Origin of the sequence: Enterobacter sp. BWH52, assembly GCF_001037565.1 — a bacterium.
In the GTDB taxonomy this organism is placed as follows: domain Bacteria; phylum Pseudomonadota; class Gammaproteobacteria; order Enterobacterales; family Enterobacteriaceae; genus Enterobacter; species Enterobacter hormaechei_C.
On record NZ_KQ089855.1, the window covers coordinates 42,829 to 58,833 of the forward strand.

Annotated in this window: 17 protein-coding genes; 9 read left to right on the forward strand and 8 right to left on the reverse strand. The window is 55.9% G+C overall.

Going from position 1 to position 16,005, the window contains the following annotated elements; all coding sequences use genetic code 11:
* Positions 1-4: 4 nt before the first annotated feature.
* Positions 5-490 carry a ribonuclease E activity regulator RraA gene (gene rraA / locus SK47_RS20960; RefSeq protein WP_003862032.1) on the forward strand — a complete coding sequence of 162 codons (486 nt, stop codon included), beginning with the start codon at positions 5-7 and terminating at the stop codon, positions 488-490.
* An 80-nt stretch (positions 491-570) separates the two neighbouring features.
* Here the strand turns inward: rraA and zapB are convergent, their stop codons facing one another.
* Positions 571-810, reverse strand: coding sequence for a septal ring assembly protein ZapB (gene zapB / locus SK47_RS20965; protein WP_003862031.1), 240 nt, complete (start codon positions 808-810; stop codon positions 571-573).
* 399 nt (positions 811-1,209) lie between these two features.
* On the opposite strand from zapB, the gene SK47_RS20970 reads away from it, so the two are divergent.
* The 4 genes from SK47_RS20970 (at position 1,210) to fpr (ending at position 5,562) form a co-directional block, all read left to right on the forward strand.
* Positions 1,210-2,055, forward strand: coding sequence for an MIP/aquaporin family protein (locus SK47_RS20970; protein WP_003862030.1), 846 nt, complete (start codon positions 1,210-1,212; stop codon positions 2,053-2,055).
* Positions 2,056-2,076: 21 nt separating this feature from the next.
* Complete coding sequence (gene glpK / locus SK47_RS20975) at positions 2,077-3,585, forward strand: glycerol kinase GlpK (RefSeq protein ID WP_003862028.1); 1,509 nt, start codon at positions 2,077-2,079, stop codon at positions 3,583-3,585.
* A gap of 123 nt (positions 3,586-3,708) precedes the next feature.
* Positions 3,709-4,719, forward strand: a complete 1,011-nt coding sequence (glpX, locus tag SK47_RS20980; RefSeq protein WP_023315041.1) for a class II fructose-bisphosphatase — start codon at positions 3,709-3,711, stop codon at positions 4,717-4,719.
* A gap of 96 nt (positions 4,720-4,815) precedes the next feature.
* The gene (gene fpr, locus SK47_RS20985; RefSeq protein ID WP_003862024.1) at positions 4,816-5,562 is read left to right on the forward strand and encodes a ferredoxin--NADP(+) reductase; all 747 of its coding nucleotides are present in this window, start codon (positions 4,816-4,818) and stop codon (positions 5,560-5,562) included.
* Here fpr and SK47_RS20990 read toward each other — a convergent pair whose 3' ends face one another.
* Entirely contained in the window at positions 5,563-5,982 is a 420-nt protein-coding gene (locus SK47_RS20990) for a DUF805 domain-containing protein (RefSeq protein WP_003862022.1), read from the reverse strand.
* Positions 5,983-6,094: 112 nt separating this feature from the next.
* On the opposite strand from SK47_RS20990, the gene SK47_RS20995 reads away from it, so the two are divergent.
* Together SK47_RS20995 and tpiA are read left to right on the forward strand one after the other, a co-directional pair.
* A complete protein-coding gene (locus tag SK47_RS20995; RefSeq protein WP_003862020.1) occupies positions 6,095-6,691 on the forward strand; it encodes a DUF1454 family protein in 597 nt (198 codons plus the stop codon).
* Positions 6,692-6,802: 111 nt separating this feature from the next.
* Entirely contained in the window at positions 6,803-7,570 is a 768-nt protein-coding gene (gene tpiA / locus SK47_RS21000) for a triose-phosphate isomerase (RefSeq protein WP_003862019.1), read from the forward strand.
* 47 nt (positions 7,571-7,617) lie between these two features.
* Here tpiA and SK47_RS21005 read toward each other — a convergent pair whose 3' ends face one another.
* The 6 genes from SK47_RS21005 to cpxP all read right to left on the reverse strand — a co-directional run bounded on the left by SK47_RS21005 (position 7,618) and on the right by cpxP (position 13,763).
* Positions 7,618-8,922 (reverse strand): SLC13 family permease, encoded by a 1,305-nt coding sequence (locus SK47_RS21005; RefSeq protein WP_045331518.1) that lies wholly within the window; start codon positions 8,920-8,922, stop codon positions 7,618-7,620.
* 73 nt (positions 8,923-8,995) lie between these two features.
* A complete protein-coding gene (locus tag SK47_RS21010) occupies positions 8,996-9,739 on the reverse strand; it encodes a CDP-diacylglycerol diphosphatase (protein WP_003862014.1) in 744 nt (247 codons plus the stop codon).
* Positions 9,740-9,850: 111 nt separating this feature from the next.
* A complete protein-coding gene (locus SK47_RS21015) occupies positions 9,851-10,840 on the reverse strand; it encodes a sulfate ABC transporter substrate-binding protein (RefSeq protein ID WP_003862012.1) in 990 nt (329 codons plus the stop codon).
* A gap of 231 nt (positions 10,841-11,071) precedes the next feature.
* Entirely contained in the window at positions 11,072-12,034 is a 963-nt protein-coding gene (gene pfkA, locus SK47_RS21020) for a 6-phosphofructokinase (protein WP_003862009.1), read from the reverse strand.
* 184 nt (positions 12,035-12,218) lie between these two features.
* Complete coding sequence (gene fieF / locus SK47_RS21025) at positions 12,219-13,103, reverse strand: CDF family cation-efflux transporter FieF (protein WP_022652064.1); 885 nt, start codon at positions 13,101-13,103, stop codon at positions 12,219-12,221.
* 153 nt (positions 13,104-13,256) lie between these two features.
* Complete coding sequence (gene cpxP, locus SK47_RS21030; RefSeq protein ID WP_003862006.1) at positions 13,257-13,763, reverse strand: cell-envelope stress modulator CpxP; 507 nt, start codon at positions 13,761-13,763, stop codon at positions 13,257-13,259.
* Positions 13,764-13,913: 150 nt separating this feature from the next.
* Here cpxP and cpxR point away from each other — a divergent pair, with 150 nt between their 5' ends.
* Complete coding sequence (gene cpxR / locus SK47_RS21035; RefSeq protein WP_003862004.1) at positions 13,914-14,612, forward strand: envelope stress response regulator transcription factor CpxR; 699 nt, start codon at positions 13,914-13,916, stop codon at positions 14,610-14,612.
* Complete coding sequence (cpxA, locus tag SK47_RS21040; RefSeq protein ID WP_015569937.1) at positions 14,609-15,982, forward strand: envelope stress sensor histidine kinase CpxA; 1,374 nt, start codon at positions 14,609-14,611, stop codon at positions 15,980-15,982. The genes cpxR and cpxA overlap by 4 nt, the downstream gene beginning before the upstream one ends.
* Positions 15,983-16,005 lie beyond the last annotated feature (23 nt).

Consider the following 16,005-nt stretch of genomic DNA (forward strand, 5'->3'; position numbering starts at 1 on the left):
ACCTATGAAATACGATACCTCCGAGCTTTGTGACATCTACCAGGAAGATGTCAACGTCGTTGAACCCCTGTTCTCCAACTTTGGTGGACGGTCGTCGTTTGGCGGACAAATCATCACGGTGAAATGTTTCGAGGACAACGGGTTGCTGTACGATCTGCTCGAAGAGAATGGTCGTGGCCGCGTTCTGCTGGTGGATGGTGGCGGTTCAGTGCGCCGTGCACTGATCGATGCGGACCTCGCTCGCCTTGCGGTGCAAAACGAGTGGGAAGGGATTGTGGTCTACGGCTCCGTGCGCCAGGTGGACGATCTGGAAGATCTGGATATCGGTATTCAGGCCATTGCCGCCATTCCGGTTGGCGCAGCGGGTGAAGGCATCGGCGAAAGCGACGTGCGCGTTAACTTCGGCGGCGTGACCTTCTTCTCGGGTGACCACCTTTATGCTGACAATACCGGCATTATCCTTTCTGAGGATGCGCTGGATATTGAGTAGTTAATCGGTAAGCGAGATGCATAAAAAAGCCGGGTGGCGGCTACGCCTTACCCGGCCTGTTCAATTCATTCCCAAGGAAATCAGACTTCTTCCATACGTCCCAGCAGCGCCTGCAAGCGTTCCTGCCAGCCGTTCTGCTGTTCGCGCAGCTGGTTGTTTTCGCGCTCCAGTTCTTCGCGGCTGTGCTGAGCGTTCTGAACTTCCTGAGACAGGGAGTTGTTCTTCTCTTTCAGCTCTTCAATTTCCATTTGCAGCAGCGTGATGGTGTCAATCGCCTGCTGTACTTTCGATTCCAGTTTCTCAAACACTTCTAAAGACATGATCCTACCTCTCCTGAATTGCAAGGCGACGCTTTAACGTAAACGCGCACAACATATGTTCCGATTGTATGGAGCGCCGTCGCCCCTGTCCAGCGGCATGCCACGCAGATCGCGGTTTGCAACACTTTTCGGCCTCGTCCTGGTGCGTTCGCCGCATATACCCCTAAGTTGTTAACCCATAAGTTAAAGAAATGATTCAACCCACAATCATTACCTGATGCAAAAACGCGCCTTATGGCGCGAAAACGCTCATTTTATTGACACAGACCACACATTTCGATTTCGATATTTCTCGTTTGTGCTCGTTAACGATAAATTAACACTATGTCTACAGGGCATCGTGACTGTCACGGGCGGTCACGCAAACAATAAACATTACTCTTTTGCAGGATTCCGATTATGAGTCAGACATCAACCTTAAAAGGCCAGTGCATTGCCGAGTTCCTGGGTACCGGGTTGTTGATATTCTTCGGAGTAGGCTGTGTCGCTGCACTGAAAGTGGCGGGTGCCAGTTTTGGTCAGTGGGAAATCAGTATTATCTGGGGTCTGGGCGTGGCGATGGCCATCTACCTGACCGCAGGGGTTTCCGGCGCACATCTTAACCCGGCGGTGACCATCGCGTTGTGGCTATTCGCGTGCTTTGACGGACGCAAAGTTGTTCCTTTCATCATTTCGCAATTTGCCGGCGCCTTTTGCGCAGCGGCGTTAGTTTACGGGCTTTATTACAATCTTTTCATCGACTTCGAACAGACGCATCATATGGTGCGTGGCAGTGTCGAAAGTCTGGATCTGGCAGGCATTTTCTCAACGTATCCGAATCCGCATATCAATTTTGTGCAGGCGTTCGCAGTTGAAATGGTGATTACCGCTATTCTGATGGGCGTCATTATGGCGCTGGGCGACGACGGAAACGGCATTCCGCGCGGCCCGCTGGCACCACTTCTGATTGGCCTTCTGATTGCGGTGATTGGCGCATCCATGGGTCCGCTGACCGGTTTTGCGATGAATCCGGCGCGTGACCTGGGTCCAAAAACCTTCGCCTTCTTTGCGGGATGGGGCGATGTCGCCTTTACGGGCGGCAAAGACATTCCTTACTTCCTGGTTCCGCTGTTCGGGCCAATTGTAGGAGCGGCGCTGGGCGCATTCGGCTATCGCAAATTAATTGGTCGCCACTTACCGTGCGACACCTGTGTGGAAGAGGAAAAAGAGACAACTTCCACCACACAACAAAAAGCTTCGCTGTAATCTGACTACGGGACACATACCATGACCGAAAAAAAATATATCGTTGCGCTCGACCAGGGCACTACCAGCTCCCGCGCTGTCGTAATGGATCATGACGCGAACATTGTCAGCGTGTCTCAACGCGAATTTGAGCAAATTTATCCGCGTCCAGGCTGGGTTGAACACGACCCGATGGAGATCTGGGCGTCACAAAGCTCCACGCTGGTGGAAGTGCTGGCGAAAGCCGACATCAGTTCTGACCAGATTGCCGCTATCGGTATCACCAACCAGCGTGAAACGACTGTGGTCTGGGAGCGCGAAACCGGTAAGCCCATCTACAACGCCATCGTCTGGCAGTGCCGCCGTACGTCAGAGATCTGCGAACAGCTGAAGCGCGACGGGATGGAAGAGTACGTGCGCAGCGCCACCGGCCTGGTGGTTGACCCCTATTTCTCCGGCACCAAAGTGAAGTGGATCCTCGACCACGTGGAAGGTTCACGCGAGCGCGCACGTCGTGGCGAGCTGCTCTTCGGTACCGTCGATACCTGGCTTATCTGGAAGATGACTCAGGGACGCGTTCACGTCACCGACTACACCAACGCCTCGCGCACCATGCTGTTCAACATCAACACTCTGGAGTGGGATGACAAGATGCTGGACGCGCTGGACATTCCGCGAGCGATGCTGCCAGACGTGCGTAAATCTTCAGAAGTGTACGGCCAGACCAACATTGGCGGTAAAGGCGGCACGCGTATTCCTATCGCCGGTATCGCCGGTGACCAGCAGGCAGCCCTGTTCGGCCAGCTGTGCGTAAAAGAAGGGATGGCGAAGAACACCTACGGCACCGGCTGCTTTATGCTGATGAACACGGGCGAGAAAGCGGTGAAATCAGAAAACGGTCTGCTGACCACCATCGCCTGCGGCCCGCGCGGCGAAGTGAACTATGCCCTGGAAGGCGCGGTATTCATGGCGGGTGCCTCCATTCAGTGGCTGCGCGACGAGATGAAGCTGATTAGCGACGCGTTTGACTCCGAATACTTCGCGACCAAAGTGAAAGACACCAACGGCGTGTACGTGGTGCCAGCGTTCACCGGTCTGGGCGCACCGTACTGGGATCCGTACGCCCGCGGCGCGATTTTCGGCCTGACGCGCGGCGTGAACTCAAACCACATCATTCGCGCGACGCTGGAATCCATCGCCTACCAGACGCGCGACGTGCTGGAAGCGATGCAGGCTGACTCTGGCATTCGTCTGCACGCCCTGCGCGTGGACGGCGGTGCAGTAGCCAACAACTTTCTGATGCAGTTCCAGTCCGACATTCTGGGCACTCGCGTTGAACGTCCTGAGGTGCGAGAAGTGACGGCGCTGGGCGCGGCGTATCTGGCAGGTCTAGCGGTTGGCTTCTGGCAAAACCTCGACGAGCTTCAGGAAAAAGCGGTTATCGAACGCGAATTCCGTCCTGGCATCGAAACCACCGAGCGCAACTACCGCTACAGCGGCTGGAAGAAAGCGGTGAAACGTGCCCTGGCGTGGGAAGAGCACGACGAGTAAGCCTATATTCCCTCTCCCCTGGGGAGAGGGTTAGGGTGAGGGGCTCCAACCGCACCGGTCCCCTCGCCCCTCCCCACTCTGTGATAAACTTCGTGCAATTCCTTTTGATTGTACGAGTACCTCATGAAACGTGAACTTGCTATCGAGTTTTCCCGCGTCACCGAAGCTGCCGCCCTCGCAGGCTACAAGTGGCTGGGCCGTGGCGACAAAAATACCGCAGACGGCGCAGCCGTCCACGCCATGCGCATTGTGCTTAATCAGGTTAACATCGACGGCACTATCGTCATCGGTGAAGGCGAGATCGACGAAGCGCCGATGCTCTACATCGGTGAAAAGGTCGGGACCGGCAAAGGCGATGCGGTGGATATCGCGGTCGACCCGATCGAAGGCACGCGCATGACGGCGATGGGCCAGGCCAACGCGCTGGCGGTACTGGCGGTGGGCGATAAGGGCTGCTTCCTCAACGCGCCCGATATGTACATGGAAAAGCTGATCGTCGGTCCTGGCGCTAAAGGCGCTATCGACCTTAGTCTGCCGCTGGACGCCAACCTGCGCAATATCGCTGCGGCGCTGGGTAAAGCGCTCAGCGAACTCACCGTGACCATTCTGGCAAAACCGCGCCACGACGCCACCATCGCGTACCTGCAAACGCTTGGCGTGCGCGTATTTGCTATTCCGGATGGCGACGTTGCCGCCTCTATTCTGACCTGCATGCCTGACAGCGAAGTCGACGTGCTTTACGGCATCGGCGGCGCGCCGGAGGGTGTGGTCTCTGCGGCAGTGATCCGCGCGCTGGACGGCGATATGCAGGCGCGTCTGCTGCCACGCCATGAGGTGAAAGGCGACAGCGACGAGAACCTTCGCATTGGTGCAGACGAACTGGCGCGCTGCGCGGCGATGGGCATCGAGGCCAATAAAGTGCTCGCGCTAAACGAGATGGCCCGCAGCGATAACGTGGTCTTCTCCGCAACCGGCATCACCAAAGGCGATCTGCTGGACGGCATCACCCGCAAGGGCAACATGGCCACCACTGAAACCCTGCTGATCCGCGGTAAATCCCGCACTATTCGCCGCATTAAGTCCATTCATTATCTCGATCGTAAAGATCCGGACGTACAGACGCACATTCTGTAAAACCGTTTGATCGATAGAGCTTTCCGGCCCGAATGGGCTGGAAATGTTTCCCACAAGTACGGAAGATAGAAGAGAGAAACAGCACAGGAGAAGATCATGGCGGACTGGGTAACAGGTAAAGTCACAAAGGTACAGTTCTGGACCGATGCGCTATTTAGCCTCACGCTGCACGCTCCCGTTCATCCGTTTACTGCCGGGCAGTTTGCCAAACTCGGGCTGGATATCGACGGTGAACGCGTACAGCGCGCCTACTCTTACGTTAATGCGCCTGATAACCCGGACCTTGAGTTCTATCTGGTCACCGTCCCGGACGGTAAGCTCAGCCCGCGCCTCGCTGCGCTGAAGCCAGGCGATGAAGTGCAGATTGTCTCCGACGCGGCGGGGTTCTTCGTGCTGGATGAAATCCCCGACTGTGACACGCTCTGGATGCTGGCGACCGGCACGGCCATCGGCCCGTATCTTTCCATTCTGCAATACGGCAAAGATCTGGAGCGCTTTAAAAATATCGTGCTGGTTCACGCCGCGCGCTACGCCGCAGACCTGAGCTATTTGCCGCAGATGCAGGCGCTGGAACAGCGATATGGCGGAAAGTTAAAAATTCAGACGGTGGTCAGCCGCGAAACCGCAGCTGGCTCGTTAACCGGTCGCGTTCCGGCGTTGATTGAAAGCGGCGCGCTGGAAGAGGCGGTGGGTTTACCGATGAATACCGAAACCAGCCATGTGATGCTGTGCGGTAACCCGCAGATGGTACGCGATACGCAGCAGCTGCTGAAAGATACCCGACAGATGACGAAGCACCTTCGCCGCCGGCCGGGCCACATGACCGCTGAACACTACTGGTGATCAGCGGTACTTCACCTCAAGGGTATCTTTTCCATATTTGTTCTCGCTCTGGGTGCCGATAAACGCGCCCAGTTCGACAACCATCATTACAAAGATAACCGTCGGCAGCAGTCTGCCCACCACCCATGGGAGGATTGAGGGCAGCAATGACCAGTTCCCCGCCACCAGCATCCACGCCAGAATAATCAGGAAAGCCCATGCGCCGGAGCGGCCACGATCGTGCAGACGTTTCACCACCACGGCGGCGGTTGGCCACAGTAAACAGACCAGCGCAAATGCCGCGGTTTGCGTGCTCAGCCATGCGTTGTAGGCAACAAAAAACAGAAGCAGCATGGCGACAACCCACGTTGCAATCCAGATCCAGAAGTCACGGCGCCCAATACGCCCTTTGAATGAAAACAGCCACTGCTGTATGGTCATGTAAGGTTCCTTATTATTGTTTAGCCCGCATTTTACCCTGGAGTTGTGACCTTTTGACAAGCCGACCAGATATCGTTTTAATCATGGGCAATGACGGCCAGGGGCAATGTTGATGAAAAGTTCGGCACACTCTCTTTATTTGTGTTTAGCGATGCTGAGCGCCAGTTTTTCCCTGTACGCCACGGAAACGGCTTCCCCGGTCACCGCCCCCTATCTTCTGGCGGGCGCTCCCTCTTTCGATCAATCTATCAGCCAGTTCCGCGAAGCCTTCAACAAAGAAAACCCCTCACTTCCGTTGGGAGAGTTCCGAGCGATTGACAGCGCCCGCGATACGCCGACCCTGACCCGCGCGGCCAGCAAAATTAACGAGAATCTGTATGCCTCTACCGCCCTTGAGCGCGGAACGTTAAAAATCAAAAGCATGCAGATCACCTGGCTGCCGATTCAGGGCCCAGAGCAGAAAGCGGCGAAAGCGAAAGCGCTGGAGTACATGAGCGCTATTCTGCGCGCCTTTACCCCCACCTTCACGAAAGCACAAAGCCAGCAAAAGCTGCAAAAACTACTTACCGCGGGGAAAAACAAACGCTATTACGCCGATACGGAAGGTGCCGTTCGCTATGTCGTCGCAGATAACGGCGAAAAGGGGCTGACCTTCGCGGTTGAACCGATTAAGCTGGCCCTATCAGACGCACTCGAGGGGGCGAATTAATGACAAAAAGCAAAGCCTTTCGAGGGAAAATCTCTATACTGATTCACAGACCATGCTGCCCTTAAGGGTGGCCATATTCCTTAATTCGCTTATTGAGCGTGGAGAATTGAAATGCGACATCCTTTAGTGATGGGTAACTGGAAACTGAACGGCAGCCGCCACATGGTAAACGAACTGGTTGCTAACCTGCGTAAAGAGCTGGCTGGCGTGACCGGCTGCGCGGTTGCTATCGCTCCGCCGGATATGTACCTGGATCTGGCTAAACGTGCCGCTGACGGCAGCCACATCATTCTGGGCGCGCAGAACGTTGACGTTAACCTGTCTGGCGCGTTTACCGGTGAAACCTCCGCTGAAATGCTGAAAGACATCGGCGCGAAATACATCATCATCGGCCACTCTGAGCGTCGCACCTACCACAAAGAATCTGACGAGTTCATCGCGAAGAAATTCGCTGTGCTGAAAGAGCAGGGTCTGATCCCGGTTCTGTGCATCGGTGAAACCGAAGCAGAAAACGAAGCGGGTAAAACCGAAGAAGTGTGCGCACGTCAGATCGACGCTGTGCTGAAAACCCAGGGCGCGGCAGCGTTCGAAGGCGCGGTTATCGCTTACGAGCCAGTCTGGGCGATCGGTACCGGCAAATCTGCAACTCCAGCGCAGGCACAGGCGGTGCACAAGTTCATTCGTGACCACATTGCAAAAGCAGACGCGAAAGTGGCGGAGCAGGTCATCATCCAGTACGGCGGTTCCGTTAACGCATCAAACGCAGCTGAGCTGTTCACCCAGCCAGACATCGATGGCGCGCTGGTTGGTGGCGCATCCCTGAAAGCAGACGCTTTCGCGGTGATCGTTAAAGCGGCAGAAGCGGCTAAGCAGGCGTAATTGCCTTTGGGGCGGGTGGCGCTTCGCTAACCCGCCCTACAAAACCACTACAAACGTCCTAATACGCTAAACCACAAATAATCCAGCGGCAGCAGCACCAGATACGTCGCAATCGCCAGCGCCAGGCAGAGCAGCATCCCCGCCTTCGCAGGCACTTTCCCTAAGCCCATCGCCACCACAATCGGCGACGCCTGATACGGCAGCAACGGTGTGGAATACCCCAGCACCTGAATCATGATCACCGACAGCAGCGGGAAGCCGGTCGCGTCCGAGAAGCTCTGCGCCAGCGTGGTGTACAGCGCCGGAACGCCATTGGCGGTCATAATGAAGTTGAGCGCCGTGGTGATCCCCGTCAGCGCCAGGAAGCTGGTAAACGGGCGATCTGCATCCAGCGGCATGATATGGAGCAACGCCTCGCCTACGGCCGCACCGATACCGGTCTGCGTCACCGTAATGGCCAGCCCGAGTATACCCGCGACGTAAATACAGGTGCGCATATTCACCCCCGCCGAGAACTCCTCCCCGGTGATAAAACCTATACGCGGCAGCATAACGACGACCGAGGCCGCCAGCCCTGTCCACGCTGGGCCCACGCCGTGCCAGCTCTCCGTCACCCACATCGTCAACACCACCGCCAGCAGCCAGGCGAGCCGTTTTTCGTCACGCCCCATCGGTTCCGATGGCGCGAGATCCTTCGCCGGTTTCGGGTTGCCGGGGAACAGCCAGCAGATCAGGCCAATCAGAATCAGGCCTTTGAGAATACCCAGCACCGGCGTGTGCAGCAGCAGATACGGGACATAGTTGAGGTGGATACCGTATGAGCCTTCCGCCGCGCCGCTCATCACCAGGTTGGGCACGTTGGCGGGCAAAATAGTGGCCGAGAGCTGGAAGGTGCCAAACCCGACCGCCAGCGCCAGGCCAAACCAGGCCCGCGAGCCATCAGGAATGCCGGCCCGCTTCGCCATCGCGGCGACAATCGGCATCAGCAGCGCAATACGTCCCATGTTCGACGGCATCACGAATGCCAGGGCATAGCTCAGCAGCACAACGCTCGCCACCATCAGCACCCAGGAGTCGGTAAGCTTTGCCGACAGCGCCCGGGCGGCCCTGTCCGCCAGGCCGGTTTTCCGAATCGCCACACCCAGCACAAAGCCGCTGAACACCAGCCAGAAGGCAGACGAGGCGAAGCCGCCGAAGATCACTTCCGGCGGGGCGATTCTGGCGGTCATCGCCGCCGTGAAAAACAGCAGCGCGGTGATAAATTCGGGCAACAGCGACGTCGCCCACAGCACGATGGTGACGCCGACGATCAGCGAGGGAAGCAGCAGAGGATGCGTTAACCAGAGCGACATACCTGTCTCCTGTAGAATTTTTCAGCAAGTCTACGGCGACAGGCAGGGCGAGTAAACGCTATTTATGGTGGGGTCACTTCAGGATATCGCATTGATGATCCTGCAATTCCTCAGCTGACGCGCGGTTAAAGGTAAGCAAATTACGCTCTGTCGCCAGCAATACAAACGAGCCGTCTGACTGCTGCGCCATCGCCAGCGCGAAGCGTCCCATATGGTCGCGCGCTTCTGGCAGCTCTTCCGCCAGCATCATAAACGGGCTGCGCTGCACCAGTTCGTTCTCCGTCACCCGACGGGCAAGGTATTCATGCCCTTCCAGCCCGCCCGGAAGCGGTAACCACTGGGTGCTGATTTGCCCCTGCGACGCGTTCAGCTTCTCGCGCACGTCTGGGCGCAGACAGGAGATGTGGATATGAAAATGGTTTTGCGTGCGCCCGGTCGGGGAGTTGATGGTTAGCGAAACGGCGCTGTCAGGCACGTCGGCCCCTCGTTTCATGCTCATAAAATGACGAGACTGCCATGCCAGCCAGAAGAAATTCGGTGTCTGCGGCTCTGTCAGCAGCGGGCTTTCAGTGCCGTTGATACGGTACGTGGGCATCAGCAGGTATTGCAGCGGTCCGTTGCGGTCTTTGAACACCACGTAGCCCGCATCTGGCTTCACCTGCGCGCACGGTGCCGGGTTACGGTTATGCAGCTGGTTGGGCACACACTGGTCGAGAACGATATGACGCAACGCATTCGGATTACCCGCTTTCATCCAGTACACGCCGCCTGCGGCAAGGGCGATAACGATCAGAATCAGTAAGATAATTTTTTTCACAACGCGTTCCCTGTTTTCAATAGAGGCAAAAGAGTAACGCAAAATGATGACCAAATAAAAAACCCGGCGGATTTCTCACACCGGGTTACCGTGTCGTTCTTTGTAAAACGCTTAGCGCTTGCTGATCTGGTCGAAGGTGCCGCCGTTAGAGAAGTGCTCTTTCTGCGCTTTGGTCCAGCCGCCAAAAACATCATCGATAGTAAACAGCTTCAGTTTCGGGAAGGCGTTTTCGTATTTCTTCGCGACGGCCTCATCGCGTGGGCGGTAGAAGTTTTTCGCCGCAATTTCCTGCCCTTCCGGTGAGTAGAGGTACTTCAGGTAGGCTTCCGCCACCGCTTTGGTGCCCTTCTTATCAACAACCTTATCGACGACGGAGACGGTCGGCTCAGCGAGGATGGATTCGCTCGGGGTGACGATCTCGAACTTGTCTTTACCCAGCTCGTTGGTCGCCAGCAGGGCTTCGTTTTCCCAGGCGATCAGCACGTCGCCGATGCCGCGCTCGACGAAGGTGTTGGTTGCGCCGCGCGCGCCGGAGTCCAGCACTTCGACGTTTTTAAACAGTGCTTTGACGAAGTCCTGTGCTTTGGCCTGATCGCCGTTGTTGTGGTGCAGCGCGTAGCCCCAGGCCGCCAGGTAGTTCCAGCGTGCGCCGCCGGAACTTTTCGGGTTCGGGGTAATGACAGACACGCCAGGCTTAATCAGGTCGTTCCAGTCTTTAATCTGTTTCGGGTTGCCTTTGCGCACCAGGAAGACGATGGTCGAGGTGTATGGCGCAGAGTTGTCCGGCAGGCGCTTGATCCAGTTTTTGTCGATACGGCCACGCTCCGCGATCGCATCCACGTCATAAGCCAGCGCCAGGGTCACCACGTCGGCTTCGATACCGTTGATCACCGATGTCGCCTGCTTACCGGAACCGCCGTGAGACTGGCGAACCACCACGTTATCGCCGGTTTCCTGTTTCCAGTGCGCCGCGAAAGCTTTGTTGTACTGGTCGTACAGTTCACGCGTCGGATCGTACGACACATTCAGTAACTGAATGTCCTTTGCCAGAACGCTGGTTGATGCCAGCAATAATGTTAACCCCACGCCCCATTTATTCATCGCCCAGCTCTCTTGTGTAGTGTTTTGATGAATGCAGCGTGCCAGAAAGCTAACCGATGATTAAAGAATAAAAAAAGATTGGCTATAACGTGGAGGAATAAAAAAAGTGAATGAGCGGACTGATGCCCTCACCCCAACCCTCTCCCACAGGAGAGGGAGCAACCATAAAAAACGGTAACCCAAGGGTTACCGTTTTGCATTTACCTTGCCGCCACCGGGCAACAGAGCCAATCAGTACAGTTTTTTCGCGCAGTCCAGCCAGTCACCTTTGAACGGACGCTTCATGTTTTCAATGGCATCGATGATGTCATGGTGAACCAGTTTCTCGTTCTGGATACCGACGCAGCGGCCGCCGTGTCCCTGAAGCAGTAGCTCGATCGCGTACGCGCCCATGCGGGACGCCAGGATACGGTCGTACGGGCCTGGGGAACCACCACGCTGAATGTGACCCAGAACGGTCGCGCGGGTTTCGCGTTTGGTTTCGGTTTCGATGTACTTCGCCAGCTCGTCAACGTCACAGATGTGCTCGGTGATAGCAACGATGGCGTGTTTCTTACCTTTCGCGATACCGGCTTTGATTTCAGCGACCAGATCTTCACGGCTAAATTCCACTTCCGGCACCACCACGAACTCACAGCCACCGGCAATTGCCGCTGCCAGAGTCAGGTCACCGCAGTAACGGCCCATCACTTCAACAATGGAAATACGCTGGTGAGAGGAAGAGGTGTCACGCAGGCGGTCAATCGCTTCCACAACGGTACCCAGCGCGGTGAAGTAACCGATGGTGTAGTCGGTGCCTTTAATGTCGTTGTCGATGGTGCCAGGCAGGCCGATGCACGGGAAGCCCATTTCAGTCAGACGTTTTGCACCCATGTAGGAGCCGTCGCCGCCGATAACCACCAGCGCATCCAGACCCCGTTTTTTCATGTTTTCGATAGCCACTTCACGGATGTGTTCGTCACGGAATTCCGGGAAGCGTGCAGAACCGAGGAAAGTACCGCCACGGTTGATCATGTCAGACACGCTGTAGCGGTCGAGCTGAACCATGCGGTCTTCATACAGACCCAGGTAACCGTCATAGATACCAAAAACTTCCAGACCTTCCGTCAGCGCTGCACGGACAACCCCACGGATTGCCGCGTTCATGCCCGGCGCATCACCGCCGCTTGTCAACACACCGATTTTCTTAATCATGACTACCTCTGAACTTAGGAATGCAAAATTGAAATCTGCTGCCGGAAGAAACTGTTCAACCGTCGAATACTGCAAATAGTATATCAATCCCTTCCAGCTGAATTGATTCAGGTCAGGCCATATGGTGGTAATTTATCCACAAAATGCTGCTCTGGCTCACTTTTTTACAACGAATTACGAAAGCTCAAAACGCCCTGGGTACGACAGAGCATGGGTCCTGGTGAATAATGACGTCTGACCCAGGGAAACGCTGCAAAATCGCCTGCTCCACCTGTTCAGCGACCATATGCGCCTGAACCAGTGGCAGGTTGTCTTCCATTTCCAAATGAATCTGAATAAAGCGGGTCGGCCCTGACTGCCGCGTACGAAGATCGTGAGCACCACTGACGCCGGGCCAGTTGGTCACGATGGCATAAATTTCATCACGTTCTGCATCCGGAAGCGCACGGTCAAGAAGCGACTGTACCGCGTCATACCCCATCCGCAAGGCGCTGTATAAAATATAGATCCCTATCCCTAACGCAAACAACGCATCGGCCCGATGCCAGCCATACCAGGCCAGACCAAGCGCAATAAGAATAGCCCCATTCATCATAACATCAGACTGATAATGAAGCATATCGGCCCGTACAGCCTGGCTTTGTGTTTTGCGTACAACCCAGCGCTGGAACGTTACAAGAACAAGTGTGCTTATAAGTGCAACTACCGTTACGACCACGCCAACGCCCGGATCGTTCATCGGTGACGGCGAAACAAGATGCTGAATGCCTGTCAAAAACAGGAAAAGCGCAGAGCCCGAAATAAACATGCTTTGTGCCAGCGCGGCCAGCGATTCCGCTTTGCCGTGGCCAAACGTATGCTCTTCATCCGCCGGTTGCAGCGAGTAGCGCACCACCAGCAGGTTGGTCAGCGAGGCGGCAATATCCACCAGTGAGTCCACCAGCGCCGCCAGAATACTGACCGATCCGGTGTACCACCACGCGAAAATTTTAATGATCAGTAAACACGACGCCATCACCGTCGCGGCTATTGCGGCCCGGCTTACCAGCCGTCCATAGGATTGATTCATAAACACTCCTGTCATGCCATGGCGCTAGTATAACGGATGGTGGTGGAGTGAAAGGATGAATAAAGCGTTAACAAACCGGAACGATGGGCAAAAAAAACCCCCACATCATGTGGGGGAAGACAGGGATGGTGTCTATGGCAAGGAAAACAGGGTTTACTGGTTACTACGGGTACTGCTATTGCTACTGAAAAGCGTCATATCTGAGCTTCGCTGCATCCGTGCAACCTCACGCAACTGGTTCATACGTTGCTGATGTTTGGTATTCAAAACCGCTTGCTGCTCGGGCGTTAGCAGGTGGAACATCTGGTTGCGAACCTTCGCCATCTCTACCTGGCGGGCAACCTGTTCCTGCGCCATTTTTTCGGCCTGAGCGCGTACAGCGCTTTCGTCAAAATTTTCTGCGGTGACAAGGCGATGCATTGTCTCCATTTCGCTAACATTAACAGGGGGCTGGTCGTGTCTTGCCCTCTGCATCAGATCTCGCATCTGTTGACGCTGATGTTCGGTTAAACTTATGCCGTCAAACATATGGCTTTGGCTGCTGTGCTGCGTTGCGCCCTCTGCTGAGGAACCGTTATCGCTGATGATAGCTACAGCAGCCTGGCTAAACGCACTGAAGGCCAGCGTTGAGGCCATGACGGCAGCGGTAACTTTGCGCATCACTTGCTCCCAAAATCTTTCGTGTCGCGATTCAACGAGAGACAGTCTACGATTCAGGCTGCAAACATGCGTCAGGGGGTGTAAAACAACGTAAAGTCATGGATTAGATAGCCTTGATGTCGTAATTTCTGCCTCGGAGGTATTTAAACAATGAATAAAATCCTGTTAGTTGATGATGACCGAGAGCTCACATCTCTTTTAAAGGAGTTGCTCGACATGGAAGGTTTCAACGTCCTGGTTGCCCATGATGGCGAGCAGGCGCTGAGTCTCCTTGACGACAGCATCGATTTACTTTTGCTCGACGTCATGATGCCGAAGAAAAACGGTATTGATACGTTGAAAGAGCTTCGCCAGACACACCAGACCCCCGTCATTATGCTGACCGCACGCGGCAGCGAGCTTGACCGCGTACTCGGCCTTGAGCTGGGTGCGGATGACTATTTACCTAAGCCGTTCAACGACCGTGAACTGGTGGCCCGTATTCGCGCGATCCTGCGCCGCTCTCACTGGAGCGAGCAGCAGCAGAATACCGACAACAGCTCACCTACGCTGGAAGTGGACTCCCTGAGCCTGAACCCGGGCCGACAGGAAGCGAGCTTCGACGGTGAAACGCTGGAGCTAACCGGCACCGAGTTCACCCTGCTGTATCTGCTGGCGCAGCATCTCGGCCAGGTGGTGTCGCGTGAACACTTAAGCCAGGAAGTGCTGGGCAAACGCCTCACCCCGTTTGACCGCGCCATCGACATGCATATCTCGAACCTGCGCCGTAAGCTGCCGGAGCGTAAAGACGGTCATCCCTGGTTCAAAACCCTGCGTGGTCGTGGTTATCTGATGGTTTCCGCTTCATGATAGGCAGCTTAACCGCCCGCATCTTCGCCATCTTCTGGCTGACGCTGGCACTGGTTTTAATGCTCGTTTTGATGTTGCCAAAACTCGACTCACGCCAGATGACGGAGCTACTAGACAGCGAGCAACGTCAGGGCGTGATGATCGAGCAGCACGTGGAAGCGGAGCTGGCAAACGATCCGCCGAACGATTTAATGTGGTGGCGCAGGTTGTTTCGCGCTATCGACAAGTGGGCGCCCCCCGGACAACGTCTTTTACTGGTCACCAGTGAAGGCCGCGTGATTGGGGCCGATCGCAATGAAATGCAGATTATCCGCAACTTTATTGGCCAGGCGGATAACGCCGATCACCCACAGAAAAAGAAATATGGTCGGGTAGAGATGGTTGGTCCTTTCTCGGTTCGGGACGGGGAAGACAATTATCAGCTCTACCTGATTCGCCCTGCGAGCAGTTCCCAGTCCGACTTCATCAACCTGCTGTTTGACCGTCCGCTTTTGCTGTTGATTGTCACGATGCTGGTCAGTTCCCCGCTGCTGTTATGGCTGGCGTGGAGCCTGGCGAAACCGGCGCGTAAGCTGAAAAATGCGGCGGACGAAGTGGCGCAGGGCAACCTGAGGCAGCATCCGGAGCTGGAATCCGGGCCGCAGGAGTTCCTGGCCGCCGGGACCAGTTTTAACCAGATGGTGAGCGCGCTCGATCGCATGATGACGGCCCAGCAGCGCCTGCTGTCGGATATCTCGCACGAACTGCGTACCCCGCTCACGCGCTTACAGCTGGGTACCGCCCTGCTGCGTCGCCGCAGCGGAGAAAGCAAAGAGCTGGAGCGCATCGAAACCGAAGCGCATCGTCTGGACAGCATGATCAACGATCTGCTGGTCATGTCGCGCAATCAGCAGAAAAACGCGCTGGTGAGCGAAACGGTGAAAGCCAATCATCTGTGGCATGAGGTGCTGGACAACGCGGCGTTTGAAGCGGAGCAGATGGGCAAATCCTTCACCGTCAACTTCCCGCCGGGCCCGTGGCCGCTCTACGGTAACCCCAACACGCTGGAAAGCGCGCTGGAGAATATCGTGCGTAACGCCCTGCGCTACTCGCACACGAAGATTGAGGTGGCGTTCTCGGTGGATAAAGACGGGATAACCGTCATTGTCGACGACGACGGTCCTGGCGTCAGCCCGGAAGATCGCGAGCAGATTTTCCGTCCGTTCTACCGTACCGACGAGGCGCGCGACCGTGAATCTGGCGGTACGGGACTGGGTCTGGCGATTGTTGAAACCGCCATGCAACAGCACCGTGGCTGGGTGAAAGCCGATGACAGCCCGCTGGGCGGGCTCAGGTTAACGCTGTGGCTGCCGCTGTATAAGCGTTCGTAACCGTATGTGCCGGGTGGCGGCTT

Coding starts and splice junctions, on each gene's coding strand:
- rraA (WP_003862032.1), top strand. CDS start 5: ATGAAATACGATACCTCCGAGCTTTGTGACATCTACCAGGAAGATGTC.
- zapB (WP_003862031.1), bottom strand. CDS start 810: ATGTCTTTAGAAGTGTTTGAGAAACTGGAATCGAAAGTACAGCAGGCG.
- SK47_RS20970 (WP_003862030.1), top strand. CDS start 1,210: ATGAGTCAGACATCAACCTTAAAAGGCCAGTGCATTGCCGAGTTCCTG.
- glpK (WP_003862028.1), top strand. CDS start 2,077: ATGACCGAAAAAAAATATATCGTTGCGCTCGACCAGGGCACTACCAGC.
- glpX (WP_023315041.1), top strand. CDS start 3,709: ATGAAACGTGAACTTGCTATCGAGTTTTCCCGCGTCACCGAAGCTGCC.
- fpr (WP_003862024.1), top strand. CDS start 4,816: ATGGCGGACTGGGTAACAGGTAAAGTCACAAAGGTACAGTTCTGGACC.
- SK47_RS20990 (WP_003862022.1), bottom strand. CDS start 5,982: ATGACCATACAGCAGTGGCTGTTTTCATTCAAAGGGCGTATTGGGCGC.
- SK47_RS20995 (WP_003862020.1), top strand. CDS start 6,095: ATGAAAAGTTCGGCACACTCTCTTTATTTGTGTTTAGCGATGCTGAGC.
- tpiA (WP_003862019.1), top strand. CDS start 6,803: ATGCGACATCCTTTAGTGATGGGTAACTGGAAACTGAACGGCAGCCGC.
- SK47_RS21005 (WP_045331518.1), bottom strand. CDS start 8,922: ATGTCGCTCTGGTTAACGCATCCTCTGCTGCTTCCCTCGCTGATCGTC.
- SK47_RS21015 (WP_003862012.1), bottom strand. CDS start 10,840: ATGAATAAATGGGGCGTGGGGTTAACATTATTGCTGGCATCAACCAGC.
- pfkA (WP_003862009.1), bottom strand. CDS start 12,034: ATGATTAAGAAAATCGGTGTGTTGACAAGCGGCGGTGATGCGCCGGGC.
- fieF (WP_022652064.1), bottom strand. CDS start 13,103: ATGAATCAATCCTATGGACGGCTGGTAAGCCGGGCCGCAATAGCCGCG.
- cpxP (WP_003862006.1), bottom strand. CDS start 13,763: ATGCGCAAAGTTACCGCTGCCGTCATGGCCTCAACGCTGGCCTTCAGT.
- cpxR (WP_003862004.1), top strand. CDS start 13,914: ATGAATAAAATCCTGTTAGTTGATGATGACCGAGAGCTCACATCTCTT.
- cpxA (WP_015569937.1), top strand. CDS start 14,609: ATGATAGGCAGCTTAACCGCCCGCATCTTCGCCATCTTCTGGCTGACG.